The sequence below is a fragment of the Streptomyces sp. NPDC006207 genome (assembly GCF_040613835.1).
In the GTDB taxonomy this organism is placed as follows: Bacteria; Actinomycetota; Actinomycetes; order Streptomycetales; family Streptomycetaceae; genus Actinacidiphila.
The window spans coordinates 132,763-159,054 of the sequence record NZ_JBEXSX010000005.1 but is presented as its reverse complement, the minus strand read 5'-3'; the positions used below and the strand labels follow the sequence as shown (position 1 = coordinate 159,054).

Annotated in this window: 28 protein-coding genes; 17 read left to right on the top strand and 11 right to left on the bottom strand. The window is 73.0% G+C overall.

Annotation, left to right across the window (positions count from 1 at the left end; genetic code table 11):
• Window positions 1–17: 17 nt before the first annotated feature.
• Together ABZ312_RS05810 and ABZ312_RS05805 are read right to left on the bottom strand one after the other, a co-directional pair.
• A complete protein-coding gene (locus ABZ312_RS05810) occupies window positions 18–1,175 on the bottom strand; it encodes an adenylate/guanylate cyclase domain-containing protein (protein WP_500436572.1) in 1,158 nt (385 codons plus the stop codon).
• A 90-nt stretch (window positions 1,176–1,265) separates the two neighbouring features.
• Window positions 1,266–2,108 (bottom strand): biotin--[acetyl-CoA-carboxylase] ligase, encoded by an 843-nt coding sequence (locus ABZ312_RS05805; protein WP_500356849.1) that lies wholly within the window; start codon window positions 2,106–2,108, stop codon window positions 1,266–1,268.
• A 217-nt stretch (window positions 2,109–2,325) separates the two neighbouring features.
• Here ABZ312_RS05805 and ABZ312_RS05800 point away from each other — a divergent pair, with 217 nt between their 5' ends.
• From ABZ312_RS05800 to ABZ312_RS05785, 4 genes are all read left to right on the top strand, one after another.
• Window positions 2,326–3,915 carry an acyl-CoA carboxylase subunit beta gene (locus ABZ312_RS05800; RefSeq protein WP_499513636.1) on the top strand — a complete coding sequence of 530 codons (1,590 nt, stop codon included), beginning with the start codon at window positions 2,326–2,328 and terminating at the stop codon, window positions 3,913–3,915.
• A gap of 15 nt (window positions 3,916–3,930) precedes the next feature.
• Complete coding sequence (locus tag ABZ312_RS05795) at window positions 3,931–4,137, top strand: acyl-CoA carboxylase subunit epsilon (RefSeq protein WP_500326696.1); 207 nt, start codon at window positions 3,931–3,933, stop codon at window positions 4,135–4,137.
• A gap of 92 nt (window positions 4,138–4,229) precedes the next feature.
• Complete coding sequence (gene mmpB / locus ABZ312_RS05790) at window positions 4,230–4,361, top strand: morphogenic membrane protein MmpB (RefSeq protein ID WP_499513634.1); 132 nt, start codon at window positions 4,230–4,232, stop codon at window positions 4,359–4,361.
• Window positions 4,362–4,375: 14 nt separating this feature from the next.
• Window positions 4,376–4,987 (top strand): Maf family protein, encoded by a 612-nt coding sequence (locus ABZ312_RS05785; RefSeq protein ID WP_500326693.1) that lies wholly within the window; start codon window positions 4,376–4,378, stop codon window positions 4,985–4,987.
• 31 nt (window positions 4,988–5,018) lie between these two features.
• Here ABZ312_RS05785 and ABZ312_RS05780 read toward each other — a convergent pair whose 3' ends face one another.
• Window positions 5,019–5,465 carry a hypothetical protein gene (locus tag ABZ312_RS05780; protein WP_500436570.1) on the bottom strand — a complete coding sequence of 149 codons (447 nt, stop codon included), beginning with the start codon at window positions 5,463–5,465 and terminating at the stop codon, window positions 5,019–5,021.
• A 394-nt stretch (window positions 5,466–5,859) separates the two neighbouring features.
• Between ABZ312_RS05780 and ABZ312_RS05775 the strand changes: the two genes are divergently transcribed.
• Window positions 5,860–7,632, top strand: coding sequence for an acetyl/propionyl/methylcrotonyl-CoA carboxylase subunit alpha (locus ABZ312_RS05775; protein ID WP_499513631.1), 1,773 nt, complete (start codon window positions 5,860–5,862; stop codon window positions 7,630–7,632).
• 98 nt (window positions 7,633–7,730) lie between these two features.
• Here ABZ312_RS05775 and ABZ312_RS05770 read toward each other — a convergent pair whose 3' ends face one another.
• Together ABZ312_RS05770 and ABZ312_RS05765 are read right to left on the bottom strand one after the other, a co-directional pair.
• Window positions 7,731–8,720 carry a DeoR/GlpR family DNA-binding transcription regulator gene (locus ABZ312_RS05770; RefSeq protein ID WP_500356852.1) on the bottom strand — a complete coding sequence of 330 codons (990 nt, stop codon included), beginning with the start codon at window positions 8,718–8,720 and terminating at the stop codon, window positions 7,731–7,733.
• Window positions 8,721–8,900: 180 nt separating this feature from the next.
• Window positions 8,901–10,349 (bottom strand): NAD(P)H-quinone dehydrogenase, encoded by a 1,449-nt coding sequence (locus ABZ312_RS05765; protein ID WP_499513630.1) that lies wholly within the window; start codon window positions 10,347–10,349, stop codon window positions 8,901–8,903.
• A gap of 63 nt (window positions 10,350–10,412) precedes the next feature.
• Here ABZ312_RS05765 and ABZ312_RS05760 point away from each other — a divergent pair, with 63 nt between their 5' ends.
• The 3 genes from ABZ312_RS05760 to ABZ312_RS05750 all read left to right on the top strand — a co-directional run bounded on the left by ABZ312_RS05760 (window position 10,413) and on the right by ABZ312_RS05750 (window position 13,827).
• Window positions 10,413–10,850, top strand: a complete 438-nt coding sequence (locus ABZ312_RS05760) for a gamma-glutamylcyclotransferase family protein (protein WP_499513629.1) — start codon at window positions 10,413–10,415, stop codon at window positions 10,848–10,850.
• A gap of 134 nt (window positions 10,851–10,984) precedes the next feature.
• Entirely contained in the window at window positions 10,985–11,818 is an 834-nt protein-coding gene (locus ABZ312_RS05755) for a purine-nucleoside phosphorylase (protein ID WP_499513628.1), read from the top strand.
• A gap of 278 nt (window positions 11,819–12,096) precedes the next feature.
• Entirely contained in the window at window positions 12,097–13,827 is a 1,731-nt protein-coding gene (locus ABZ312_RS05750; RefSeq protein WP_500326688.1) for a phospho-sugar mutase, read from the top strand.
• 79 nt (window positions 13,828–13,906) lie between these two features.
• Here the strand turns inward: ABZ312_RS05750 and ABZ312_RS05745 are convergent, their stop codons facing one another.
• From ABZ312_RS05745 to ABZ312_RS05735, 3 genes are all read right to left on the bottom strand, one after another.
• On the bottom strand, window positions 13,907–14,560 hold the full coding sequence (locus ABZ312_RS05745; protein ID WP_500326686.1) for a PH domain-containing protein: 654 nt from the start codon (window positions 14,558–14,560) through the stop codon (window positions 13,907–13,909).
• A gap of 78 nt (window positions 14,561–14,638) precedes the next feature.
• The gene (locus ABZ312_RS05740; RefSeq protein ID WP_500356842.1) at window positions 14,639–15,601 is read right to left on the bottom strand and encodes a hypothetical protein; all 963 of its coding nucleotides are present in this window, start codon (window positions 15,599–15,601) and stop codon (window positions 14,639–14,641) included.
• Window positions 15,598–16,185: a SigE family RNA polymerase sigma factor gene (locus ABZ312_RS05735; protein ID WP_500326682.1), complete on the bottom strand. Its 588-nt coding sequence runs from the start codon at window positions 16,183–16,185 to the stop codon at window positions 15,598–15,600. The genes ABZ312_RS05740 and ABZ312_RS05735 overlap by 4 nt, the downstream gene beginning before the upstream one ends.
• 130 nt (window positions 16,186–16,315) lie before the next feature.
• Between ABZ312_RS05735 and deoC the strand changes: the two genes are divergently transcribed.
• From deoC to ABZ312_RS05720, 3 genes are read left to right on the top strand one after another with little or no spacing between them, the layout of a single operon-like run.
• Window positions 16,316–17,311, top strand: coding sequence for a deoxyribose-phosphate aldolase (gene deoC / locus ABZ312_RS05730; RefSeq protein WP_500326830.1), 996 nt, complete (start codon window positions 16,316–16,318; stop codon window positions 17,309–17,311).
• Window positions 17,312–17,319: 8 nt separating this feature from the next.
• Window positions 17,320–18,816, top strand: coding sequence for an aldehyde dehydrogenase family protein (locus tag ABZ312_RS05725; protein ID WP_500326680.1), 1,497 nt, complete (start codon window positions 17,320–17,322; stop codon window positions 18,814–18,816).
• The gene (locus ABZ312_RS05720) at window positions 18,809–19,714 is read left to right on the top strand and encodes an aldehyde dehydrogenase family protein (RefSeq protein ID WP_500356840.1); all 906 of its coding nucleotides are present in this window, start codon (window positions 18,809–18,811) and stop codon (window positions 19,712–19,714) included. Before ABZ312_RS05725 ends, ABZ312_RS05720 begins: the two co-directional genes overlap by 8 nt.
• A 123-nt stretch (window positions 19,715–19,837) precedes the next feature.
• Here ABZ312_RS05720 and ABZ312_RS05715 read toward each other — a convergent pair whose 3' ends face one another.
• Complete coding sequence (locus tag ABZ312_RS05715) at window positions 19,838–20,188, bottom strand: hypothetical protein (RefSeq protein ID WP_499513621.1); 351 nt, start codon at window positions 20,186–20,188, stop codon at window positions 19,838–19,840.
• A gap of 172 nt (window positions 20,189–20,360) precedes the next feature.
• On the opposite strand from ABZ312_RS05715, the gene ABZ312_RS05710 reads away from it, so the two are divergent.
• Window positions 20,361–20,984 (top strand): ATP-binding protein, encoded by a 624-nt coding sequence (locus tag ABZ312_RS05710; RefSeq protein ID WP_500326676.1) that lies wholly within the window; start codon window positions 20,361–20,363, stop codon window positions 20,982–20,984.
• A 142-nt stretch (window positions 20,985–21,126) separates the two neighbouring features.
• Here the strand turns inward: ABZ312_RS05710 and ABZ312_RS05705 are convergent, their stop codons facing one another.
• A complete protein-coding gene (locus ABZ312_RS05705) occupies window positions 21,127–21,903 on the bottom strand; it encodes a SigE family RNA polymerase sigma factor (protein WP_500326674.1) in 777 nt (258 codons plus the stop codon).
• Window positions 21,904–22,090: 187 nt separating this feature from the next.
• On the opposite strand from ABZ312_RS05705, the gene ABZ312_RS05700 reads away from it, so the two are divergent.
• From ABZ312_RS05700 to ABZ312_RS05680, 5 genes are all read left to right on the top strand, one after another.
• Window positions 22,091–22,768: a response regulator gene (locus ABZ312_RS05700; RefSeq protein WP_026251393.1), complete on the top strand. Its 678-nt coding sequence runs from the start codon at window positions 22,091–22,093 to the stop codon at window positions 22,766–22,768.
• On the top strand, window positions 22,765–24,318 hold the full coding sequence (locus ABZ312_RS05695; protein ID WP_500326672.1) for an ATP-binding protein: 1,554 nt from the start codon (window positions 22,765–22,767) through the stop codon (window positions 24,316–24,318). The genes ABZ312_RS05700 and ABZ312_RS05695 overlap by 4 nt, the downstream gene beginning before the upstream one ends.
• On the top strand, window positions 24,315–24,977 hold the full coding sequence (locus tag ABZ312_RS05690; protein WP_500326670.1) for a hypothetical protein: 663 nt from the start codon (window positions 24,315–24,317) through the stop codon (window positions 24,975–24,977). The genes ABZ312_RS05695 and ABZ312_RS05690 overlap by 4 nt, the downstream gene beginning before the upstream one ends.
• A 53-nt stretch (window positions 24,978–25,030) precedes the next feature.
• On the top strand, window positions 25,031–25,519 hold the full coding sequence (locus ABZ312_RS05685; RefSeq protein WP_500326668.1) for a VanZ family protein: 489 nt from the start codon (window positions 25,031–25,033) through the stop codon (window positions 25,517–25,519).
• 84 nt (window positions 25,520–25,603) lie between these two features.
• Window positions 25,604–25,804 carry a PspC domain-containing protein gene (locus tag ABZ312_RS05680; protein ID WP_499513615.1) on the top strand — a complete coding sequence of 67 codons (201 nt, stop codon included), beginning with the start codon at window positions 25,604–25,606 and terminating at the stop codon, window positions 25,802–25,804.
• 75 nt (window positions 25,805–25,879) lie between these two features.
• On the opposite strand, the gene ABZ312_RS05675 is transcribed toward ABZ312_RS05680, so the two are convergent.
• Window positions 25,880–26,209 carry a hypothetical protein gene (locus ABZ312_RS05675; protein ID WP_500326666.1) on the bottom strand — a complete coding sequence of 110 codons (330 nt, stop codon included), beginning with the start codon at window positions 26,207–26,209 and terminating at the stop codon, window positions 25,880–25,882.
• Between the last annotated feature and the right edge of the window lie 83 nt (window positions 26,210–26,292).

The window sequence follows — 26,292 nt, the reverse complement described above, 5'->3', positions numbered from 1 at the left end:
GTAGTGGGCGTGCCCGCTCAGCCGCCGCGGCGGTTCAGCAGCCAGGGCTCGACCACGCCGAGACCGCGCACCGGCCGCCGCCACATGGGCTGCAGCCCGAAGCGGTACTTCTCCTCCGACCCGGGCTCGAGCTCCGCCTCCGACTCGGGTGCCTCGCCCGCCGCGACGAGCGCCTGCGCCAGCTCGCCGTCGACGAGCACCGCGTCCCGTGGCGCTATCGAGGTCAGCCGGCTCGCCAGGTTCACCGTGGTGCCGAAAACGTCGCCCATGCGGGTCGTGACGGTGCCGAAGGCCATGCCGACGCGCAGCGCCGGCATCGTCTCGTCGCCGTTCATCGTCTCGATCAGCCGCATGCCGATCTCGGCGGCCGTGCCGGCGTCGTCCGCGACGAACAGCACTTCGTCACCGAGGGTCTTGATGAGCCGTCCGCCGTGCGCGGCCACCTGGTCGGCGGCCGTGGTCTCGAAGGCCTCGACCAGCTCGCCGAGTTCCTCCTCCTCCAGCCGCCGGGTGAGCCGGGTGAAGCCGACGAGGTCGGCGAAGCCGACCGCCAGCCGGCGGTCGACGGCCTCCTCGTCGTCCGAGCGGACGACCCGGCTGGTGGCGGCGGCCAGCTGGCGCCGCCACACGTAGGTGAGGAACTCCTCCAGCTCCGGCAGCAGCAGCTCGACCAGCGGATACGCCACCTCGCCCCGGGTCATGCCGGGTTCGGGCGGCTCGGTGAGCTCCTCCAGGAAGGAGTCGGTCTGCCACTCGGCCAGCCGGGCCGTGGTCTGGCCGGTGGAGCGGGCGACCTGGATCGCCGTGCTCTCGCTGATCAGCCCGGCCTCGACCAGACCCGCCAGGCGGCGCAGCGCCAGGACGTCGGCCTCGGTCAACGCGCGTGCCTGGCCGATGTCGGCGAAGCCCATCGCGCGCCAGAACCGGGCGGCGAGGTCCATCGAGACGCCGGCGCTGCGGGCCGCCTGAAAAGGTGTGTAGTGCCGTCCGGAGCCCAGGATCAGGTGCTCCAGGCGCAGTGCGATCGGGTCCTCTTCGATGGCGTGGGACCGGGTGGATCCGCCCCGTTCCTCGGGCTCCTCGCGCTCGTCGCGCTCCTCGTGTTCCGCCTGTTCGCGACGAGGCCCGCCCGGCTCCTCGTGCGGCGGGAGGTCGCTCGCGTCGTCCACGGTCACCGCCCGCCCCCTCCTGGGTCCCTGCGCACCGGCCCTTCCGATCATGCGTCGGAGGCTGCCGCCTCAACAATACGGCAGGTGTGGCCTGGCTCACTGTCCCGCCGGCCGCACGTGGACGACGTCGCCCGCGGCGACCGCCCGCTCGCCCTCGCCGGTCGCGACGACCAGCCGCCCGTCGTCGTCGACGGCCACCGCCCGCCCGCCGACCTCGCCCCCGCCGGGGAGTTCGGCGCGCACGGTGCGGCCGAGCGTCACGCAGCCGGCGGCGTACGCCTGCTGCAGCCGGGAGCCGGCCGGATCGCCGTCGGCGCGCAGCCACTCGCCGTACCAGTCGGCCAGGGAACGCAGCACCGCGCGCAGCAGCGGGTCGCGGTCGGTGACCTTGGCCCCGGCGAGCATGAGCGAGCCCGCGGCCGGGACCGGCAGCTCCTCCTCGCGGAGGGTGACGTTGAGGCCGATGCCGATCACCACGGCGTCGTCGCCGACGCGCTCGGCGAGGATGCCGCCGGTCTTCCGTTCCTCGCCGTCGACGGTGACGAGCACGTCGTTGGGCCACTTCAGCCCGGTGTCCACGCCCGCCGTCCGTGCCACGGCGGTGGCCGTCGCCACACCGGCCAGCAGGGGCAGCCAGCCCCAGCGCCGGGGCGGGACGGAGGCCGGCCGCAACAGCACGGAGAAGAACAGCCCGGAGCGGGCGGGGGCCTGCCACTGGCGGTCCAGGCGGCCGCGCCCCGCGGACTGCTCCTCGGCGACCAGCACCGCGCCCTCGGCGGCGCCCTCCCGGGCCCGGGCGCCCAGGTCGCTGTTGGTGGAGCCGGTGGAGCCGACCACGTCCAGGTCGGTCCACAGGCTGTCGGGGGTGACAATCGCGCGGCGCAGGGCGGCCGCGTTGAGCGGCGGCCGCTCGAGGTCGGACCAGCGGTTCGAGGTCATACCTCCCAGCGTAGGGTCTGCCCTCCGGATCGCCGTGGACGCGCCCGCCAGGGCCCGGGACGACGCGGCGGCCGGGAAGGCGGACCCTGGGAGTGGAGTGTGGCCAACGCCGCACTGACCGGGCAGCATCCGCGCGGTTACGCTACGAAAACAGCATTACTCGCCAGTCACGTCACACCCTCAGAACGACCCGACGAGAGCAGGAGAGCCGCCTCCCATGGCCGAGCCGGAGATCGACATCCACACCACCGCGGGGAAGCTCGCGGACCTGCGCCGCCGCGTTGACGAGGCGACCCACGCCGGCTCGGCGCGCGCGGTGGAGAAGCAGCACGCCAAGGGCAAGCTGACCGCGCGTGAGCGCATCGAACTGCTGCTGGACGAGGGCTCCTTCGTCGAACTGGACGAGCTGGCCCGGCACCGCTCGACCAACTTCGGCCTGGAGAAGAACCGCCCCTACGGGGACGGCGTCGTCACCGGCTACGGCACGGTGGACGGCCGCCCGGTGGCGGTCTTCTCGCAGGACTTCACCGTGTTCGGCGGCGCGCTCGGCGAGGTCTACGGCGAGAAGATCGTCAAGGTCATGGACTGGGCGCTGAAGACCGGCTGCCCGGTCATCGGCATCAACGACTCCGGCGGCGCGCGCATCCAGGAGGGCGTCACCTCGCTCGGCCTGTACGGCGAGATCTTCCGCCGCAACACCCACGCGTCCGGCGTCATCCCGCAGATCTCGCTCATCCTGGGCCCCTGCGCGGGCGGCGCGGTCTACTCCCCCGCCATCACCGACTTCGTGGTGATGGTCGACCAGACCTCGCACATGTTCATCACCGGCCCGGACGTCATCAAGACCGTCACCGGTGAGGACGTCGGCTTCGAGGAACTGGGCGGCGCCCGTTCGCACAACACCGTCTCCGGCAACGCGCACCACATGGCCGGCGACGAGAAGGACGCCATCGAGTACGTCAAGGCGCTGCTGTCCTACCTGCCGTCCAACAACCTCCAGGAGGCCCCGGCCTTCCCGCAGGAGGCGGAGCCGGAGGTGTCGGCGGAGGACCTCGAGCTCGACACCCTGATCCCGGACTCGGCGAACCAGCCGTACGACATGCACCAGGTCATCGAGCACGTCCTGGACGACGGCGAGTTCCTGGAGACCCAGGCGCTGTTCGCGCCCAACATCGTGACCGGCTTCGGCCGGATCGAGGGCCACCCGGTCGGCGTCGTCGCCAACCAGCCGATGCAGTTCGCCGGGTGCCTGGACATCAACGCCAGCGAGAAGGCGGCGCGTTTCGTCCGCACCTGCGACAGCTTCAACGTCCCGGTCGTCACCTTCGTCGACGTGCCCGGCTTCCTGCCCGGCACCGACCAGGAGTGGAACGGCATCATCCGGCGCGGCGCCAAGCTGATCTACGCGTACGCCGAGGCGACCGTCCCGCTGATCACCGTCATCACGCGGAAGGCGTTCGGCGGCGCCTACGACGTCATGGGCTCCAAGCACCTCGGCGCCGACCTCAACCTGGCCTGGCCGACCGCCCAGATCGCCGTCATGGGCGCCCAGGGCGCCGTCAACATCCTGCACCGCCGCACCCTGGCCGAGGCGGGCTCCCCGGAGGAGGCGGAGGCGCTGCGCGCCCAGCTGATGCAGGAGTACGAGGACACCCTGCTCAACCCCTACGTCGCCGCGGAGCGCGGCTACGTCGACGGCGTGATCCTGCCCTCGGAGACCCGCACGCACCTGGTGAAGGCGCTGCGGACGCTGCGCAACAAGCGCGAGAGCCTGCCCCCCAAGAAGCACGGCAACATCCCCCTGTAAGGAGCGCGCCCAGCCATGGTGATCAAGGTCGAACGGGGCAACCCGACCCCCGAGGAGCTGGCGGCCGTCGTGGCCCTCGTCCAGGCCCGGGCCGCGGCGGCCGCGGGGCCCGCCGACGGCCCGCGGGCGTCCGACGAGTGGGCCTCCCCCGCGCGCAACGTCCCCGGGCGGATGCTGCGCCCGGCGCCGGCGGCCTGGCGCGCCACCTACTGGCCGCACTGAGCACGGAGCGGACGGAAATGGTCCGCATGCCCGCCCGCGCCTGAGTATCCGTACTCAGGCGCGGGCGTCCGCCACGGCGCAACCTGGACGGCATGCTGTGGTCAGACCCGTCCGACGAACCGCCCGAGGAGATGCGGCAGGCGCAGGCGATGCTGCGCCGCGCGATGATCGTGATCGCCGTCGCCGTCCCCCTGATCACGGCCCTGGTGGCCTGGCGCGGCTGACTACGATGACGGGCATGACCGACAGCAGCCGCAGCCCCCGCCCGCTCGTCCTCGCCTCCGCCTCCCCCGCGCGCCTGGGACTGCTGAAGCAGGCCGGGCTCGACCCGCGGGTCGTCGTCAGCGGCGTCGACGAGGACGCGATCAGCGCGGACACCCCCGCCGAGCTGGCCCGGGTGCTGGCCGAGGCCAAGGCCTCGGTGGTCGCCGCCCAGCTCTCCGACGGCGAGGTGGTCGTCGGCTGCGACTCCGTCCTGGACCTGGACGGCCAGGCGCTGGGCAAGCCGGTCGACGCCGAGGACGCCACGGCCCGCTGGAAGTCCATGCGCGGCCGCTCCGGTGTGCTGCGGACCGGCCACTGCGTCATCGACCTCGCCACCGGCCGCCGGGTCTCGGCCACCGCCTCCACCACGGTGCGGTTCGGCACCCCGGACGACGACGAGATCGCCGCCTACGTCGCCTCGGGCGAGCCGCTGCACGTGGCCGGCGCCTTCACCCTCGACGGCCGTTCCGCGCCGTTCGTCGAAGGCATCGAGGGCGACCACGGCAACGTCATCGGCATCTCGCTCCCGCTGCTGCGCCGTCTGCTCGCCGAGCTGGACCTGCGCATCACCGACTTCTGGGTCTGACCGGACCGGCCGGCCGGACCGGCCGGCCCGCTCAGACGGCGGCGGGGGCCACCGGCGGCGGGGGCGTGCTCCCGCCGGGCTCGTCGCCCGGACCGGAGGCCGGGGCCTCCTCCCCCACGTAGAGCACCAGGGCGAGCACCACGAACCCCAGGATCACCATCATCCCCACGAACGCGGCCCAGCCGACCGGGGCCGCCAGGCCCGCGCCCAGGACCGCGTGGGTCACCGCGCACACGATGAGCACGATCCGGCCGAAGCGGCCCGGCGCCCGGTCGCGCTGCGCCATGCGGACGAGGACGACGGCGCAGCCGATGAGGAAGAGCGCCATCAGCACACCGGCCGCCCACGCGCCCACCGCCATGGCGTCCGGATCGAGCCCGGCCAGGGACATCTGCTGGTGGCGCACGGCTATGCCCATGATCCAGTTGACGAAGGCGAAGCCGAACGCCTCCAGGACCAACAACACAGCCGCCGTCACGGCGACACTTCTGCGCACTCCGCGCCCCCTGTCCCAGGACCCCATTACCGGCGGTATTTCGTGGGCCGAACGCTACTAACGGGTAGGAGTTGCGGCAAGAGTCCGCGCGGCGCCACCCGTATGGGGCGCCGGTCCGGCAAAGATTTCCCCGGGCCTTCGTGGAGTTCCCACAAAAAAAGCGCCACGTCGGTCACGGTGGAGGACGGTGACCCGGCCCACACCCCAGGGCCTCAAGCACCGGGATAAATGGGGCTTTACCGTAGGAAGCCAAGGCATCCGGGTCTCGATTGGGGGCCCGTATCACCCTCCGTGTGGGCAAGCTCACCCCCAGGGGTGCCTCGGCACGAAGTGTCGCCAGTACCTAAACTCTGCTTGTTTCAAGGAGGGAGCCATCGTGCGCAAGGTGCTCATCGCCAACCGCGGTGAAATCGCAGTCCGCGTCGCCCGTGCCTGCCGGGATGCCGGGATCGCCAGCGTGGCCGTCTACGCGGAGCCGGACCGGGACGCGCTGCATGTGCGCGTGGCCGACGAGGCGTACGCGCTGGGCGGTGACACCCCGGCCACCAGTTACCTGGACATCTCCAAGGTGCTGGCGGCCGCAGCCGAGTCCGGGGCCGACGCCGTCCACCCCGGCTACGGCTTCCTGTCGGAGAACGCCGACTTCGCCCAGGCCGTCCTGGACGCCGGGCTCACCTGGATCGGTCCCCCGCCGCAGGCCATCCGTGACCTCGGCGACAAGGTCGCCGCCCGCCACATCGCCCAGCGCGCCGGAGCGCCCCTGGTCGCCGGCACCCCCGACCCCGTGTCGGGCGCCGACGAGGTCGTGGCGTTCGCGCGCGAGCACGGCCTGCCGATCGCGATCAAGGCCGCCTTCGGCGGCGGCGGCCGCGGACTGAAGGTCGCCCGAACCCTGGACGAGGTCCCCGAGCTGTACGAGTCGGCCGTCCGCGAGGCCGTCGCCGCCTTCGGCCGCGGCGAGTGCTTCGTCGAGCGTTACCTCGACAAGCCCCGGCACGTGGAGACCCAGTGCCTGGCCGACAGCCACGGCAACGTCGTGGTCGTCTCCACCCGGGACTGCTCCCTGCAGCGCCGCCACCAGAAGCTGGTGGAGGAGGCCCCCGCGCCCTTCCTGACCCCGGAGCAGAACGCCCAGCTGTACGCGGCGTCCAAGGCCATCCTCAAGGAGGCCGGCTACGTCGGTGCCGGCACCTGCGAGTTCCTGGTCGGCACGGACGGCACCATCTCCTTCCTGGAGGTGAACACCCGTCTGCAGGTCGAGCACCCGGTCACCGAGGAGGTCACCGGCATCGACCTGGTCCGCGAGATGTTCCGCGTCGCCGACGGCGAGGAGCTCGGCTACGACGACCCGCCGCTGCGCGGTCACTCGTTCGAGTTCCGCATCAACGGCGAGGACCCCGGCCGGGGCTTCCTCCCCGCCCCCGGCACCGTCACCCGTTTCGACGCGCCCACCGGCCCCGGTGTGCGTCTGGACGCGGGTGTCGAGGCCGGCAGCGTGATCGGCCCCGCCTGGGACTCCCTGCTGGCCAAGCTGGTCGTCACCGGCGCCACCCGGCAGCAGGCCCTGCAGCGCGCCGCGCGCGCCCTGGCCGAGTTCCAGGTCGAGGGCATGGCCACCGCCATCCCGTTCCACCGCGCGGTGGTCGCCGACCCCGCCTTCGCGCCCGAGGTCCACGGCAAGCCCGGTCCTTTCACCGTCCACACCCGGTGGATCGAGACCGAGTTCGTCAACGACATCAAGCCCTTCGCCGCCCCGGCCGACGCCGAGGAGGACGCCGAGCCCGGCCGCGAGACCGTGGTGGTCGAGGTCGGCGGCAAGCGGCTGGAGGTCTCCCTGCCCGCCTCGCTGGGCATGACCCTGGCCCGCACCGCCGCCGCCGGCGGTGCCCGCCCCAAGCGCCGCGCCACCAAGAAGGCCGGCTCCGCCGCCTCCGGTGACTCCCTGACCTCCCCGATGCAGGGCACGATCGTCAAGATCGCCGTCGAGGAGGGCCAGCACGTCAACGAGGGCGACCTCGTCGTGGTGCTGGAGGCGATGAAGATGGAGCAGCCCATCAACGCCCACCGCGCCGGCACCATCAAGGGCCTCACCGCGGACGTCGGCTCCTCCGTCTCCTCGGGTGCCCTCCTCTGCGAGATCAAGGACTGACATCCCGTCCGCGGACGGCAGCACGAACGCCGCGGGCCCCAGCCGGTGACCGGCTGGGGCCCGCGGCGTTCTCCGTCCGGGACGCCCTGGGTGCAGGCCTAGCGACGCCGCGGGGCCAGGTCGGCGATCCGGGCGGCCTGCTGCTCCCCGGCCAGTTGGGCGGTGCGCAGCGGGGACATGCCCGACACGCTGCCACCCGACTGGCCGGCGGCCCTGGCGCGCGGCTCACCGGGAGCCGTACCGCCCGGGTAGTTGCCGGAGGGGTGCTGATGGCGCCGGGGTCCCGGCACGGGCGGCATCTCCCGTCGCTGCCGCCCGTGGGGCATCCCGTTGTCCGCCCCGTCGGTCGGCGCGACGGCGACCTGGACACCGCGGTCGGCCAGGGCCTGGAGCTCCGTCGCGGCGCGGTCGTCGCCCGCCGGCGGTTCGTCCGTGACCAGATGCGTGATCAGGTCCGTGGGCACGGTCTGGAACATGGTGTCCGTGCCCAGCTTGGTGTGGTCGGCCAGGACCACGACCTCCGCCGCCGCCTGGACCAGGGCCCGGTCGACGCTGGCGGAGAGCATGTTGGACGTGGACAGCCCCCGTTCCGCGCTCAGTCCCGCCCCGGACAGGAAGGCCCGCGACACCCGCAGCCCCTGCAGGGACTGTTCGGCGCCGCTGCCGACCAGCGCGTAGTTGGAGCCGCGGAGCGTGCCACCGGTCATGACGACCTCGACCCGGTTCGCATGCGCCAGTGCCTGCGCCACCAGCAGGGAGTTGGTGACGACGGTCAGCCCCGGCACCCGGGCGAGCCGGCGTGCCAGCTCCTGGGTGGTCGTGCCGGCGCCGACGACGATGGCCTCGCCCTCCTCGACGAGACCTGCCGCGAGATCGGCGATCGCCGTCTTCTCCGCGGTCGATAGATGGGATTTCTGCGGGAAGCCGGACTCCCTGGTGAAGCCCCCCGGCAGCACCGCACCGCCGTGCCGGCGGTCGAGCAGTCCTTCTGCCTCCAGCGCCCGCACGTCACGCCGTACGGTCACTTCCGAGGTCTGGACGACGCGGGCGAGCTCACGGAGCGAAACCGCTCCGTTGGCGCGCACCATTTCGAGGATCAGTTGGCGACGTTCTGCTGCGAACACGAAACTGACAGTAACGCCAATGACCGTCTGCTATCAGCAGTTTGCACCGATTAACAGAAGTTGTTCGCAGTGCCGGACGTCCCGTGCTATAGAGACGAGGGCATTCGCCCGGGTGGCGACCGGCACCGGCCCCGGAGGCGGGCGTCAGAGCTCCCCGGCCGCCTTGCGGGTCGCCAACTGCCGTGCGGCTTCGGCGATCGAGCCCGAGAGCGACGGGTAGACCGTGTAGGTGTTCGCCATCTGTTCGACGGTCAGATTGTTGTCGACCGCGATCGAGATGGGGTGGATGAGTTCGCTCGCGCGCGGCGAGACGACCACACCGCCGACGATGATGCCGGTGCCCGGACGGCAGAACAGCTTCACGAAGCCGTCCCGGATGCCCTGCATCTTGGCGCGCGGGTTGCGCAGCAGCGGGAGCTTGACGACCCGTGCGTCGATGACGCCCGCGTCGACGTCGGCCTGGGTGTAGCCGACGGTCGCGATCTCGGGGTCGGTGAAGACGTTCGAGGAGACCGTCTTGAGGTTGAGCGGGCCGACCGTCTCGCCCAGGAAGTGGTACATCGCGATCCGGCCCTGCATGGCCGCGACCGAGGCGAGCGCGAAGACGCCCGTGACGTCACCGGCCGCGTACACGCCGGGGGCCGAGGTGCGGGAGACCTTGTCGGTCCAGATGTGGCCGGAGTCCTTGAGCTTGACGCCCGCGCCCTCCAGGCCCATGGCGGCGGTGTTCGGTATGGCGCCGACCGCCATGAGGCAGTGGCTGCCGGTGATGACCCGGCCGTCGGAGAGGGTGACCTCGACGCGGTCGCCGACCCGCTTGACGGACTCGGCACGGGAGCGGGCCATGACGTTCATGCCGCGGCGGCGGAAGACGTCCTCCAGGACGGCGGCCGCGTCCGGGTCCTCGCCGGGCAGGACGCGGTCGCGGGAGGAGACGAGCGTCACCTTGGAGCCCAGGGCCTGGTACGCGCCGGCGAACTCGGCGCCGGTCACACCGGAGCCGACCACGATGAGCTCCTCGGGGAGCTCGTCCAGGTCGTACACCTGCGTCCAGTTGAGGATCCGCTCGCCGTCCGGCTTCGCGTCGGGCAGCTCGCGGGGGCGGCCGCCGGTGGCGATCAGGACGGCGTCGGCGGTGAGGGTCTCGGAAGTGCCGTCGGCCGCCTCGACGATGACCGTGCGGGAGCCGTCGATCGCCTGCATGCCCTCCAGCCGGCCACGGCCGCGCATCACCCGGGCACCCGCACGGGTGACGGAGGCGGTGATGTCGTGGGACTGGGCGAGCGCGAGGCGCTTCACCCGCCGGTTGACCTTGCCGAGGTCGACGCCGACGACCCGGGCGGCCTGCTCGACGTGCGGTGTGTCGTCCGCCACGATGATGCCCAGTTCCTCGTACGACGAGTCGAAGGTGGTCATCACCTCGGCCGTCGCGATCAGGGTCTTGGACGGCACGCAGTCGGTGAGCACCGAAGCCCCGCCCAGACCGTCGCAGTCGACGACGGTCACCTCCGCGCCCAGCTGGCTGGCCACGAGGGCCGCTTCGTATCCGCCGGGTCCGCCACCAATGATCACGATCCGAGTCACGTACCCCATTGTCCCGCACGCGCCAAGTGATCACTTACGGGGGCGGTGCCCCGCTGTCGTACTCTCATGACCATGTCGCTCTACGCCGCCTACGCCGGCAACCTCGACGCCCGGCTGATGACGCGCCGCGCCCCGCACTCGCCCCTGCGCGGCACCGGCTGGCTCAGCGGCTGGCGCCTCACCTTCGGCGGCGAGCAGATGGGCTGGGAGGGCGCGCTCGCCACCCTGGTGGAGGACCCGCTGCACCAGGTCTTCGTCGGGCTGTACGACATCGCCCCGGTCGACGAGGAGCCGATGGACCGCTGGGAGGGCGTCCCGCTGGGCATCTACCGGCGCCACATGGCGCGGGTGCACACCCTCGACGGCGACGTGCCCGCGTGGCTGTACGTCCTCAACGACTACGAGGGCGGCCTGCCGTCCGCGCGCTACCTCGGCGAGATCGCCGACGCGGCGGAGTCCGCGGGCGCCCCGCACGACTACGTCATGGAACTGCGCAAGCGTCCCTGCTGACCCGCCGGCAACGACGGCCGCAGGACGTCCGGGAGGTCCCGCAGGGCCCGTCAATCGGCGGATCCTCCGAAATTTCGCAGACCGTGACCTGGGACGTCTACGCGCGTAGGAGAGAACCGGCTACTCTCATCCGCGTGAACTCTTCCGCAACTCCCCACGCCGCCCGAACCCCGCTGGGCGACCCGTACGCCGCCGCCACGGCCGCCGCCGCCCGGCTGCGCGAGCTGACCGGCGGCGAGACCCACGACGTCGCCCTGGTGATGGGCTCCGGCTGGGTGCCGGCCGCCGACGCCCTCGGCGAGGCCGAGTACGAGTTCGACGTGACCGAGTTGCCGGGCTTCCCGCCGCCCGCCGTGGCCGGGCACTCCGGCAAGGTGCGCTCGGTGCGGATCGGCGACAAGCGGGCGCTGGTCTTCCTGGGCCGCAACCACTTCTACGAGGGCCACGGCGTCGCCACCGTCGCGCACGGCGTGCGCACCGCCGTGGCCGCCGGCTGCAAGACCGTCGTCCTGACCAACGGCTGCGGCGGGCTGCGCCCCACCTACCGTCCCGGCCAGGCCGTGCTGATCAGCGACCACATCAACATGACGGCCGCCTCGCCGATCGTCGGCGCCAACTTCGTCGACCTCACCGACCTGTACTCGCCGCGGCTGCGCGCCCTGTGCAAGGAGGTCGACCCCTCCCTGGAGGAGGGCGTCTACGTCCAGCTCCCCGGCCCGCACTACGAGACCCCGGCCGAGATCAAGATGGTCCGGGTCATCGGCGGCGACCTCGTCGGCATGTCCACCACGCTGGAGGCCATTGCGGCCCGCGAGGCGGGCGCCGAGGTGCTCGGCATCTCGCTGGTGACCAACCTCGCCGCCGGCATGACGGGCGAGCCGCTGAACCACGAGGAGGTCCTGGAGGCCGGCCGCGACTCCGCCGCGCGGATGGGCAGCCTGCTCGCCCAGGTGCTCGAGCGCATCTGACCGCCCCGCACCCCCCGGTGGGGCGGGCCGGCGCACCCGTACGGGCACGCCGCGCGCGATCCCGGGGGTGCCCGCACCCTGGTTAGGGAAGGCGCGCCACGGGGAGGTAACCGGGCGGCGCCCGTCGCGGCTGCCCGCTCCACCGCCGCCCGGCCGGACGGGATCCCGCCGCGCGGCCTCCCGCTGTGGCAACGGCCGCGGGCAGGACGGGCCGGAGGCCCCAGGCCGACCCGCGCGGGGCGCGGGCGGCACCGAAGACGACATCGCAGGAGCATCACGTGGCAAGCGCAAGCGAGAAGGCGGAGCTGATCCCTCAGGCGCGCACCTGGCTGGCCGAGGACCCGGACCCCGGCACCCGGGCCGAGTTGGAGGCGCTGCTCACGGCCGTCGAGTCGGGCGACCCGGCGGCGGCCGAGGACCTCGCGGCCCGGTTCTCCGGCACCCTGCAGTTCGGTACGGCGGGGCTGCGCGGGGAGGTCGGCGCGGGCCCGATGCGCATGAACCGCTCCGTGGTCATCCGGGCCGCCGCCGGTCTCGCCGCGTACCTCAAGGCGCAGGGCCAGGGCGACGGGCTGGTCGTCGTGGGTCACGACGCCCGCCACAAGTCGGTGGACTTCGCCCGTGACACCGCCGCCGTCATGGTCGGCGCGGGCCTGCGGGCGGCCGTGCTGCCCGGGCCGCTGCCCACGCCGGTGCTGGCCTTCGCGATCCGTCACCTGGGCGCCGTCGCGGGCATCGCCGTGACCGCGAGCCACAACCCACCCCGTGACAACGGCTACAAGGTCTACCTGGGCGACGGCTCGCAGATCGTCCCGCCCGCCGACGCCGGGATCGCCGACGAGATCGCCGCGATCGGCCCGCTGACCGGCGTCCCGCTGGCGGACGAGGGCTGGCAGCTCCTCGGTGAGGAGGTCGTCGAGGCCTACCTGGACCGCGCCGCCGCGGTCGTGGACCGGCACACCCCGCGCGACATCTCGGTCGTCTACACCCCCCTGCACGGTGTCGGCCGCGACGTGCTGACCGCCGCCTTCGAGCGGGCCGGGTTCGCCGCCCCGCACGTCGTCGCCGAGCAGGGCGAGCCCGACCCGGACTTCCCGACCGTCGCCTTCCCCAATCCGGAGGAACCGGGGGCGATGGACCTGGCCTTCGCCGCGGCCCGGGCCCTCGGCCCCGACGTCGACATCGTCATCGCCAACGATCCCGACGCCGACCGCTGCGCCGTGGCCGTGCCGGACCGCACCGCCGCGGACGGCTGGCGCATGCTGCGCGGCGACGAGGTCGGCGCGCTGCTCGCCACCCACCTGGTGCACCGCCGGGCCAGCGGAACCTTCGCGGCGAGCATCGTCTCCTCCTCCCTGCTCTCGCGCATCGCGGCCCGCGCGGGGCTGCGTTACGCCGACACCCTGACCGGCTTCAAGTGGATCTCCCGGGTGGAGGGCCTGCGGTTCGGCTACGAGGAGGCCCTGGGCTACTGCGTGGACCCCGTGGGCGTGCGGGACAAGGACGGCGTCACCGCCGCCCTGGCGGTCGCGGAACTGACCGCCGAGCTCAAGGCCAAGGGCCGTACGCTCTCCGACCTGCTGGACGACATCGCCCTGGAGTACGGACTGCACGCCACCGACCAGCTCTCGGTGCGGGTCGCCGACCTGTCGGTCATCGACGACGCGATGAGCCGGCTGCGGGAGCGGCCGCCCAGCTCGCTGGCCGGTCTCGCCGTCGTCACCGCCGAGGACCTCTCCAAGGGCAGCGCGGAGCTGCCGCCGACCGACGGCCTGCGCTACCGGCTGGCCGGCTCCCCGGGAGCCGGTGTGGAGTCGGCACGCGTGATCGTGCGGCCGAGCGGCACCGAGCCCAAGCTGAAGTGCTACCTGGAGGTCGTGCTGCCCGTGCCGGGCGCCGACCGGCTGGCCGCCGTCCGCGCCCAGGCCGCCGACGTCCTCGCGGCCGTCAAGGCCGACCTCGCGACCGCCGCCGGGCTCCCCCGGGACGAGGCCGCGGCGAAGGCCTGACGCTCCGACAACGCCGACGCCCCGGTCGTGCCCGCTCGGGCACGACCGGGGCGTCGGGGTGTGCGCCCGGTCCGGCGGCTCAGCCGATGGCGAGCAGGACGATCAGCACGACCGCCCCCGCCACCGCCGGGGCGATCACCTCGTACGCCCAGCGGACCGTGACCTCGCCCTGCGCGCCCTCGCGGCCGCCGTGCCGCTCCGCGAGCTCGCGCAGTTCGTCCACGACCCGGTCGGACCAGGCCCGGGTCGACTCCGTGGCACCGGGACGGGACCCCAGCGTCGCGCCCGGGTCGCCCGCCGCGGCGGCGCGCGTCTTGGCCCGCGCGGCCCGCTTGCGGGCGCGCATCGACACGGGGACGGCCCACAACTGGTACTTCCTGCCCTCCGCGAACAGCTCCGTCGAGTACCCCGAGCGCAGCCCCTCCACGGCGCTCCAGGGCGCGGTGACGGTGCGGAACGGGTTGCGCACCAGGAGCCGGTCGTCACCGGCCAGGACGACCGGACGCAGGGTGAACGCGACGACCAGCGGCACGATCAGCAGCAGCAGTGCGAGGGCCACCCAGGGCGTGTCGCCCGTACCGCGCACGATCGCGTCGATGCCGAGCCACAGCGTGATGGCGAGCATGAGCACGCCGCCAACGACGCCGGCCGTCGAGCGGTAGGAGCGCTCGGCGTACTTCGGCTGCCCGGGGTCGGGCTGCGGTTCGGGGGCGGGGTTCTCGGAACTCGTCATGAGATCAGATTGTGCCTGACCCCGGCCCTGCGCCCCGCGGGACGGAGGTTGCGTTAGTGCATCGGCGTCAGCGGCCGCCTACTGGTACCCCTTGTCCTCCCTGGAGTCGTAGACGCGCTTGCCCGCCGCGTCGTAGCCCTGGATGTGCGGCAGGGAATCCTCCGGCGCGGCGAGGACCCCGGTCGCGACGAAGTAGCCGTGGTCGAGCACCGCCTGCCGGGTGACGCCGCCCCAGGAGACGGTGACCTTGGCGACCCCGGGTTCGACCGTGCCGATGCTGCCCCAGCGGAAGGGGAAGTGGTACGGCAGCCCCGGGCCGGTGGTGCCGTCCTGCTTGTAGAGCCGGTAGGCGTTCTCGTCCGGCACGACGGGCCCGCGGCCCGGGGCGCCGTCCGCTCCGACGCTGCTGTTGATGCCGCCCGCCTTCCCGTCCTTGTCCGTGCAGATCAGGCGGGCGGGGGCGCCGTCCACGGTGCCGACCGCCACCACACGGATGCCGTCGCCCGGGGAGTTTTCGTCGCCGGTGGCGTTCAGCGCGAGGATCACGCGGTAGTCCTCGGCCTTCCCGTAGTCGCCGGCGAAGGCGGACGCCTTGGGCTGGTGTTGCCCGCCGTACGCCAGGCACCTCTCCAGCACCTCGCCCGCCCGCTCCATCGTGATCCCGTCCGCCAGCTGCCCCGGCGTCGCGGGACCTTCGGGCCCGCTCGCCCGCGCCGTGGCGGAGGTGCGCGGCTGGACGGCGCTCGCCGTCACCGACGGCCGGGCGTCGTGGGCCGGCAGCGCGGTCGTGCCGGCACCGCCGGGCTGGTAGTGCATCGCGACGGCCGTGCCCGGCACCGCGACCAGCGCCGCCAGCCCTGCCCCGGCGGCGAACACCCGGCGTCTGCGGCTCGTCCTGCCCTGGCGCACGATCGTGGCGTAGGGCGCCTCGCCGGTGCGCAACCCGTCCGTCTGTTCCTCGAGGAGCTCGCGCAGCTGCGCCTCGAACTCCGTGTCGCCGTCCGCGGGGCCGAACCCCGCCGTGTCTGCCTTGTCCCTCATCGGACCCCTCCTTCGACCCTCGTGTCCTTCGCCGGGCCCCATGGCCCCGTCCTCGTCCCTGCGGCCGCCCCGACGGCGACAGGCTCCGCGGCCGCCACGGCCGTGCCCAGCCGGGCCCGCAGCTTGGCCAGGCCCCTGGCCGCCTGGCTCTTGACCGTCCCGGCCGAGCAGCCCAGCGCATGGGCCACCTCGGTCTCCGACAGGTCGTCCCAGTACCGCAGCACGACCACGGCCCGCTGCCGTGCGGGCAGCTCGCCGAGCGCCGCCAGCAGCTCCTCCCGCAGCGCCACCCGTGCCGTGGGATCGGCTCCGGCGCCCTCGGGCGGTACGTCCGTGAGCCGTTCGGCCACGCGTTTCTTGCGGAACCGGTCCTTGTTGCAGCTGATCAGGATCCGTCGCACGTAGGCGTCCGGATTGTCGCTGCGCTGCACCCGCCGCCAGGACCGGTAGGCCTTGGCCAGCGCGGTCTGCGCCAGGTCCTCGGCGTGATGCCGGTCACCCGTGAGCAGATAGGCGGTCCTGACCAGATGGGTCCATCTGGCACGGACGTAGCCTTGGAACTCCGCCTCGTCGTCTGGATTCATCGATGACCCCCTTCACCCACCAGACCACCGGTTCCGCCGATTCGGTTGCCGGGCCCCCCGTACGGGGACAGTCGGGCCCGTTCCGACCGGTGACATTCGCTACGCGCGTAGATATGCTGGTGTGGTGACCATGCCCACCACTGTTCCCGCTCACGGCCCCGACGCCGCGGCCCGGCTGGCGTCCATGGCCGACGTCACGGCCTCCGACGCCGCGCTGCGCCGCTTCCTGCACGGGCTGCCCGGCGTCGACGCGGTCGGCCTCGAAGGCCGCGCCGCAAGCCTCGGCACCCGTTCGATCAAGACCACGGCGAAGGCGTACGCCATCGACCTGGCGATCTCGATGATCGACCTGACCACGCTCGAAGGCGCGGACACCCCCGGCAAGGTCCGGGCGCTGTCCGCCAAGGGCGTCAGCCCGGACCCGACCGACCGCACGACCCCCCGGGTCGCCGCGATCTGCGTCTACCCGGACATGGTCGCGACCGCCAAGGAGGCCCTCGGCGACTCCGGCGTGCGCGTCGCGTCCGTCGCCACCGCCTTCCCGGCCGGCCGCGCCGCGCTGCCGGTGAAGCTCGCCGACACCGCCGACGCGGTGGCCGCGGGCGCCGACGAAGTGGACATGGTCATCGACCGCGGCGCCTTCCTCGCCGGCCACTACCTGAAGGTCTTCGAGGAGATCAAGGCGGTCAAGGAGGCCTGCCGCCGTCCCGACGGCAGCTCCGCCCACCTCAAGGTGATCTTCGAGACCGGCGAGCTGGCCACGTACGACAACATCCGCCGCGCCTCCTGGCTCGGCATGCTCGCCGGCGCCGACTTCATCAAGACCTCCACCGGCAAGGTGGCGGTCAACGCCACCCCCGCCAACACCCTGCTGATGCTCGAGGCCGTGCGCGACTTCCGCGCCGCCACCGGCGTCCAGGTCGGCGTGAAGCCCGCCGGTGGCATCCGCACCTCCAAGGACGCCATCAAGTTCCTGGTCCTCGTCAACGAGACCGTGGGCGACGAGTGGCTGAGCAACGAGTGGTTCCGTTTCGGCGCGTCCAGCCTGCTGAACGATCTGCTCATGCAGCGCCAGAAGCTGAGCACCGGCCGCTACTCCGGTCCCGACTACGTGACGGTGGACTGAGAACCCCGATGACACAGACCAAGAAGAACCAGCAGCCCCAGCGGACCCAGCCGGCCGGACAGCCGGAGCCGGGCTCCGCCTTCGCGTACGCGCCGGCGCCCGAGTCCCGCTCCGTCGTCGACATCGCCCCCTCCTACGGCCTGTTCATCGACGGCGAGTTCACCGACGCCGCCGACGGCCGGGTCTTCAAGACCGTGAGCCCGTCCAGCGAGGAGGTCCTCTCCGAGGTCGCCCGGGCCGGCGAGGCGGACGTGGACCGGGCCGTCGGGGCCGCCCGCAAGGCCTTCGCGTCGTGGTCGGCGCTGCCGGGCTCCGAGCGCGCCAAGTACCTGTTCCGCATCGCCCGGATCGTCCAGGAGCGCTCGCGCGAGCTGGCCGTCCTGGAGTCGCTGGACAACGGCAAGCCGATCAAGGAGACCCGCGACGCCGACCTCCCGCTGGTCGCCGCGCACTTCTTCTACTACGCCGGCTGGGCCGACAAACTCGCGCACGCCGGCTTCGGCCCGGCCCCCCGTCCGCTGGGCGTGGCGGGCCAGGTCATCCCGTGGAACTTCCCGCTGCTGATGCTGGCGTGGAAGATCGCCCCGGCGCTGGCCACCGGCAACACGGTCGTCCTCAAGCCGGCCGAGACCACCCCGCTGTCGGCGCTGTTCTTCGCCGACATCTGCCGCCAGGCGGGCCTGCCCAAGGGCGTCGTCAACATCCTCCCCGGCTACGGGGACGCCGGTGCCGCGCTGGTCGCGCACGAGGGCGTCGACAAGGTCGCCTTCACCGGTTCCACCGCCGTCGGCAAGCAGATCGCCCGCACGGTCGCCGGTACGAGGAAGAAGGTCACCCTGGAGCTGGGTGGCAAGGGCGCCAACATCGTCTTCGACGACGCGCCGATCGACCAGGCCGTCGAGGGCATCGTCAACGGCATCTTCTTCAACCAGGGCCAGGTCTGCTGCGCGGGCTCCCGTCTGCTGGTCCAGGAGTCCGTCGCGGACGAGGTGCTGGACGCGCTCAAGCGCCGGCTGTCGACGCTGCGCGTCGGCGACCCGCTGGACAAGAACACCGACATCGGCGCCATCAACTCCGCCGAGCAACTGGCCCGGATCACCGCGCTCGCCGAGGCCGGCGAGGCCGAGGGCGCCGAGCGCTGGTCACCGGCGTGCGAACTGCCCTCCGCGGGCTACTGGTTCGCGCCGACGCTCTTCACCGGGGTCACCCAGGCGCACCGGGTCGCCCGCGAGGAGATCTTCGGCCCGGTCCTGTCGGTGCTGACCTTCCGCACCCCGGCCGAGGCCGTGGAGAAGGCCAACAACACCCCGTACGGCCTGTCCGCCGGCATCTGGACGGAGAAGGGCTCGCGCATCCTCTCGGTCGCGAACCAGCTCCGGGCCGGCGTGGTGTGGGCCAACACGTTCAACAAGTTCGACCCGACCTCGCCCTTCGGCGGCTACAAGGAGTCGGGCTTCGGTCGCGAGGGCGGCCGCCACGGCCTGGAGGCGTACCTCGATGTCTGAGAAGTCCGAGACGGTGCGGCTGTCCGTCTTCAAGACCTACAAGCTGTTCGTCGGGGGCAAGTTCCCCCGCAGCGAGAGCGGGCGGGTGTACGAGGTGACCGACGCCAAGGGCAAGTGGCTCGCCAACGCCCCGCAGTCCTCCCGCAAGGACGCCCGTGACGCGGTGTCCGCCGCCCGCAAGGCCTTCGCGGGCTGGTCGGGCGCGACCGCGTACAACCGGGGGCAGATCCTCTACCGCGTCGCGGAGATGCTGGAGGGCCGCCGGGAGCAGTTCGTCCGCGAGGTCGGTGAGGCCGAGGGGCTGTCGAAGTCCAAGGCGGCGGCCGTGGTGGACGCCGCGATCGACCGCTGGGTCTGGTACGCCGGCTGGACCGACAAGATCGCCCAGGTCGTGGGCGGCGCCAACCCGGTGGCGGGACCGTACTTCAACCTGTCGAGCCCCGAGCCGACCGGGGTCGTCGCGGTCGTCGCGCCGCAGGAGTCGTCCTTCCTCGGCCTGGTCTCGGTGGTCGCCCCGGTGATCGCCACCGGCAACACCGCGGTCGTGGTGGCCGGCGAGCGGGCCCCGCTGCCCGCGCTGTCGCTGGGCGAGGTGCTGGCCACCTCCGACCTGCCGGGCGGGGTCGTCAACATCCTGTCCGGCCGCACGTCCGAGGTCGCGCCGACGCTCGCCGCGCACATGGACGTCAACGCGCTCGACCTGGCGGGGACGGTGGACGACGCCGCGCTGGCGAAGGAGCTGGAGGTCGCCGCCGCGGACAACCTCAAGCGCGTGCTCCGTCCACAGGCTGTGGACTGGGCCGCCGAGCCCGGCACGGACCGCCTGACGGCCTTCCTGGAGACCAAGACCGTCTGGCACCCCGCGGGTGCCGGCGCGGCCTCGGGCTCCGCTTACTGACCCGGTCCCCCCGGCGGCCCGTCCCGTCGCCGGGGGACCGGCACCGCCCGCACGGCCCGGCGGCGGGCCCCCGCGACCGATGCGTCCCCGCGGGGGCCCGCCGCCGTACGCGTTCGCGCGCCGTCAGCCGCCCTGCAGGGTCCTGACGGTGTCGCCGATCAGCGGGAGGTCGGCGACCGAGCGGCTGTCGGCGACCGGCTTGGTGACGTCCGCGGTGGAGACCGGCTTGAAGTCGGCGACCTGCGAACCCACGGCGTTGTCCAGGGGGTTGACGCTGGTCTGCGCGAACGGGTTCACCGGCAGGTGGTTCACCGTGCCGATCAGGGCCGACGTCGCCGCCCGGCCGGCCTTGGCGGCCGTGGCCGCTCCTTCGCTCCGGGCGTCCGCGTGCGCCGCCCCGGCCGAGGCGACGGCCGCGACGGACGACACCGCGAGGACGGTGGCGCGGAGAAGGGTGCGGGAGAACTGCGGCATGAGGATCCACCTGCCTGGTCCCCGGCCCGCGTACGGACCGGTCCCGGGACGGCGCGGCGGCCGTCCCCGTACGCGACAATGACGTCACTCACGGTAGTTGGTTGAACATCACGCATCCAAAGCATGTCCCGGCGGGTCACCCCAAAGGCTGAATGCGTCACACTGGTGTCCCGTGAGCTCTCGCCCTCCCGCCGCCCGCGTGATCCTGCTGACCGGCCCCTCCGGGTCCGGCAAGTCCTCCCTCGCCGCCAGGACCGGCCTGCCGGTCCTGCGTCTGGACGACTTCTACAAGGAGGGTGACGACCCGTCCCTCCCGATGCTGCCGAGCGGCATCGGCGCCGACTGGGACTCCCCGCTGTCCTGGAACGCCGACGCGGCCGTCGCCGCCGTCGCGGAGCTGTGCGCCACGGGCCGGACCGCCGTCCCGGTGTACGAGCTCTCCTCCAGCTCCATCACCGGAGGGGCGGAGGTCGGCCTCGATGGGGCGCCGCTCTTCATAGCCGAGGGCATCTTCGCCGCCGACATCGTCGCGCGCTGCGCCGAACTCGGCCTGCTCGCCGACGCGCTGTGCCTGAGCCGCGGCGCGGTCACCACCGCCCGCCGCCGCTTCGTCCGGGACCTGCGCGAGGGCCGGAAGTCGCTGTCCTTCCTGCTGCGCCGCGGCTGGAACCTGATGCGCGCCGAGCGGGGCATCGTCGCCCGGCACGCGGCGCTCGGAGCGCACGTGTGCGACCGGGACGAGGCACTGGAACGGATCGGTCGCGCATCTTTTCCACCGGTCGCCGTTCGGGTTTGAACGAAACGGCGCTCGGGTCCGTATGGACATGCGTGAGGGAGCGGTGCGCACAGACCCCCCGCTGTGCGCGACCGCTCCCTCTTGCTTCCCCCGATTCCCCCGATTCCCCCGTGGACCCCCCGGTTCCCCGTTCCCCCCGGCGTCAGGCGACCAGCTCGCCGAACGCCGCCTCCTCGTCGACGCCCGCGCTGAGCGTCGCGTCCTCGCGCAGCCGGCGCAGGGAGCGCCAGATGCTGCTCTTCACCGTGCCGACGCTGATGCCGAGGATCTCGGCGATCTCCGGGTCGGTGCGGCCCTCGTAGTAACGGAGCACCAGCATCGTGCGCTGCGGCTCCGGGAGCTTGGCCAGCGCCTGCCACAGCACGGCCCGCAGCTCGGTGCCGCGCATCGCGTCCGTCTCGCCCGCCGTCTCCGGCAGCTCCTCGGTCGGGTACTCGTTGAGCTTGCGGCGCCGCCAGGCGCTGATGTGCAGGTTGGTCATGGTCCGGCGCAGGTAACCGCCGACCGCGGCCTTGTCGCTGATCCGGTCCCAGGCCCGGTAGGTGGAGAACAGCGCGCTCTGCAGCAGGTCCTCCGCCTCGAAGCGGTCGCCCGTCAGGTGGTAGGCGGTCGCGTACAGGGAGGCCCGGCGTTCCTGGACGTAGGCGGTGAAGTCCGCGTCCGCCGTGAAGCACCGCTCCCCCGGGATCTCCCGGGCCCCCGTGGCCTCCCCGTGGACGACGCCCCCGTGCCCCCCGTCTCCCCCGTGACCGCCCTCGATCGCCGTGATGTACGGCGGCCGGGTGCGGACCACCTGACGCCCGGTGCCACGAGCGCACCCCCGCCCGCCCGTGGCACCGGACTTCTCGACGCCCCGGCCCGCGGTGTGCAGGCGCGGCTGAAGGACTGCGGTGGTCGTCGTGCTGTGCAGTGCGTTCATTTCGCGCCCCCCGTGGGTGGAGCCGGCCTGGTCTTCGTACCCGTCCGGCGGGGGCCGCCCGGTAGGCGTCCCCGTCGATGACCAATAGCTTCCCGCGCCAGTTTCATGGCGTTGTCCGCCGAGTGTCACAGCCCCGTCACAGACGACGGCGGTACCTTCCACGGTCCACTTGGGAGAGAATGCGGGCGTGCCTTTCCTGTTGCTGATCGAGGACGACGACGCCATCCGAGCGAGCCTCGAACTCGCCCTGTCGCGCCAAGGCCACCGTGTGGTGGCCGCGGCCACGGGCGAGGACGGGCTGAAGCTGCTGCGCGAGCAGCGACCGGACCTGATCGTGCTGGACGTCATGCTCCCGGGCATCGACGGTTTCGAGGTGTGCCGGCGCATCCGGCGCACCGACCAGCTGCCGATCATCCTGCTGACCGCGCGCAGCGACGACATCGACGTCGTGGTGGGTCTGGAGTCCGGAGCCGACGACTACGTCGTCAAGCCCATCCAGCCGCGCGTGCTGGACGCCCGCATCCGCGCCGTGCTGCGCCGCGGCGAGCGGGACAGCACCGACGCCGCCGCCTTCGGCAGCATCGTCATCGACCGCTCGGCGATGACCGTGACGAAGAACGGCGAGGACCTGCAGCTCACCCCGACCGAGCTGCGGCTGCTGCTGGAGCTGAGCCGCCGCCCGGGGCAGGCCCTGTCCCGGCAGCAGTTGCTGCGCCTGGTGTGGGAGCACGACTACCTCGGCGACTCGCGCCTGGTGGACGCCTGTGTGCAGCGGCTGCGGGCCAAGATCGAGGACGTGCCCTCGTCGCCGACCCTGATCCGTACCGTCCGGGGTGTCGGGTACCGCCTGGACGCGCCGGCGTGAGTCAACCGCACCACGAGGACACCACCGGTGACACCACGACGGATCAGCGGCTGAGCGGCTGGAGATCACGGCTGCTGCGGCTCACCAGCCTGCGGCTGCGCCTGGTCGCCGTCTTCGCCGCCGTGGCGCTGGCGGCCGCCGTGTCCGCCTCCGGAATCGCCTACTGGCTCAACCGCGACGCCGTGCTGACCCGCGCCCAGAACGCCGCGCTCAACGACTTCCGCGCCTCGATGACCCGCAACGCGGGCTCGCTGCCGCGGCACCCGTCCTGCGACAAACTGGCGGACGCCGCGCGCAGCATCGGCACCAGCACGCAGACCTACCAGGTGCTGCTGATCGGCACCGGCCCGGACGGCGAGCGCTGCGCGACCAAGTCGCAGAGCGACGGCTTCTCGCTGGACGCCGTCCCCGCGACGCTGCGCAAGGCCGTCAGCAAGCGCAACCCCAAGGAGGGCGACCCCGCCGAGTACCACCTGTACTGGCAGCGGGTCACCCGCAACGGACAGCCGTACCTGGTGGGCGGGGCCAAGGTGATCGGCGGCGGGCCCACCGGCTACATGTTCAAGTCGCTGGAGGCCGAGCGGAAGGACCTCAACTCGCTGGCCTGGTCGCTCGGCATCGCCACCGCCCTCGCCCTGATCGGTGCGGCGCTGCTGGCCCAGGCCGCGGCCTCCACCGTGCTGCGGCCCGTGGCACGCCTCGGCGACGCCGCCAGGAGGCTCGGCGAGGGCAAGCTCGACACCCGGCTGCGGGTCACCGGCACCGACGAACTCGCCGAGCTGTCACGGACGTTCAACCGCACCGCGGAACGGCTGGAGCGACGTGTCGACGAGCTCAGCCAGCGCGAGGCGGCCAGCCGCCGCTTCGTCGCCGACATGTCGCACGAGCTGCGCACCCCGCTGACGGCGATCACCGCCGTGACCGAGGTGCTGGAGGACGAGGCGGACTCCCTCGACCCGATGATCGCCCCCGCGGTGCGGCTGGTGGTGAGCGAGACCAAGCGGCTGGGCGAGCTGGTGGAGAACCTGATGGAGGTCACCCGCTTCGACGCCGGCACCGCACGCCTGGTCATGGACGACGTCGACGTCGCCGACCTCGTCACCGCCTGCATCGACGCCCGTGCCTGGCTCGACGCGGTGGAGCTGGACGCGCCGCGCGGCATCATCGCGCTGCTCGACCCGCGCCGCATCGACGTGATCCTGGCCAACCTGATCGGCAACGCCCTCAAGCACGGCGGCTCGCCGGTCCGCGTCAAGGTGCGGCAGGACGGGGACGAGCTCGTCGTCGAGGTCGCCGACAACGGCCCCGGCATCCCGGAGGAGGTGCTGCCGCACGTCTTCGACCGGTTCTTCAAGGCGGACGCCTCCCGGGCCCGTTCCGAGGGGAGCGGCCTGGGCCTGTCCATCGCCCTGGAGAACGCGCACATCCACGGCGGAGAGATCGCCGCGGCCAACAACCCCGGTGGCGGCGCGGTGTTCACGCTGCGCCTGCCGATGCGCACCGGGGCCGGCCAGGCGGCGGAGACCGAGGAAGGGAACGAGAGCAAGTGACGCAGCCGTCCCGGGGCGCCGCCCCGGACGCCCCGGGTCTCCCGTCCGCGGGTGCCGCCCGCCGTCGCCGGCGCGCCCCGCTCCTCATCCTGCTCGGCGTGGTCCTGCTGGCCGGCTGCGGCATCCGCACCACCTCGGTGCCGGTGGACGCCGGGCCCGCGCCCTCCCGTGTCTCCTGCGCGGTGCCGGACGAGGAGGCGAGCCCCACGGCGACGGCCTCCGCGTCGCCGCAGGGCCCGGCCGCCCGGGTGTTCCTGGTGTGCAGCGCCCAGGTGGCCGCGGTGAACCGCTCGGTGCGGACCGGGGGCCTGGACCAGCTGGGCATGGCCGTGCTGCTCCTGCGCGAGCTGCAGCGCAAGCCGCGCGGCGGCGAGTCCGCGGCCGGCTTCACCACGGCCGTGCAGGGCGACCTGGCCGTGGAGGGACCGCGCCGCGACGACCCGCGCGGATCGCTCCGGCTCAGCGCCCCGCTGGGCGACCTGCCGCCGTTCGCGCTCGCCCAGGTGGTGTGCACGTACGCCGGTACGGCCGCGGGCTCCGGCAGCGGCGGGGTGCTCCTGGGCGGCTCCGACGACACCCCGGTGCGCCGCTTCACCTGCACCGGGGACCTGCGCACCGACCCCGAGGCGGCGGAAACCGCTGGAACCGCCGTGAAGTGACAGACGTCCTTCCAGGCGTGCGGCGCGACGGCTCTCTCCCGAAAGTGCGCGCGGTGGGCCTGGTACTCGCCGCGGTTCATCTGGCTCTGGTGGGGTGGCTGATGCTGCGTCCGCAGTACGTGCCCTGGGTGGACGCCCCCAACCTCCGTCCGTTCGCCTCCATCCGCTCCGACCTCGCCATGGGGCCCGCGGAGGCGGCCCGCCGGATCGGCGCGGGGCTGGCGCTGCTGGCCCCGCTGGGCGTGCTGCTGCCGATGGCCGGCGGCCGGGTGCGGGTGTCGGCACCGGGCTCGTTCGCCCGCACGGTCTTCGCGGGGCTGATGATCTCGCTGGCCCTGGAGTTCGTGCAGACCGGGGTGCCGGGCCAGATCTTCGACGTGGACGCCCTGCTCCTCAACACGGCGGGCGTCGCGCTGGCCCACCTCGCCGTGGTGCCCGCGGCCCGCGCCTGGGTGCACCGGCGCAGCGTCCGCCGGGAGGACCGGCTGACCGGTGCTCAGGGGCGGACCCCGAGGATTCCCAGGGTCGGGATCGCACCGTAGAGCGACGATTCACGACGGTATGCGCTCGTACGGTGATGTCATCGGCCGGAGAGACCGGCCTGGACTCCCGAAGGAGCACCCGCCATGTCCGCACTGGTCCGCCCCCGTCACGGCCGGATGATCGCCGGGGTCTGCGCCGGACTCGCAGACCGGTTCGGCACCTCCGCCACCACGATGCGCGTGATCTTCCTGCTGTCGTGCCTGCTGCCCGGGCCGCAGTTCCTGCTCTACCTCGCGCTGTGGCTGCTGCTGCCGGACGAGGGACACGCGAAGACCGCCGTGTGACGCCACGGGCCCCGGAACACCTGCGGGCCGCACCCCGAGGGGGCGCGGCCCGTCCGGCGTTCGTCCGGGTGGTGCTCAGCCGCCGATCGGCAGGCCCTGCAGCGGCAACTGGCCCAGCGGCAACTGGCCGCCGACGGGGAGGCCGCCGAGCAGGGTGCTCAGGCCCGTGGGGGCGTTCTGCACGCCGGGGACGATGTTGGCGGTCTTCGGCAGGCCGCTGGTGACGGCGCCGACCGGGACCGACTTCGCCACGTCGGCGACCGGCACGGAGGCCGGCAGGGCCGAGGCGTTCGGCAGGCCCAGGTTGGTGTCCGTAGGAGCGGCGGAGGCGACGCCCGCGGCGGCCCCGACGAAGGCCACGCCCAGCGCGGCGGCACCGAGAGTCTTGACGGTTCCGGTCTTCATGGTTGCGATCCTCGTGATGGGGGATGGTGCGTCCGCCGCGGCACACACGGAACGTGTTCGCGGGATTTCGGAACGTATCGACG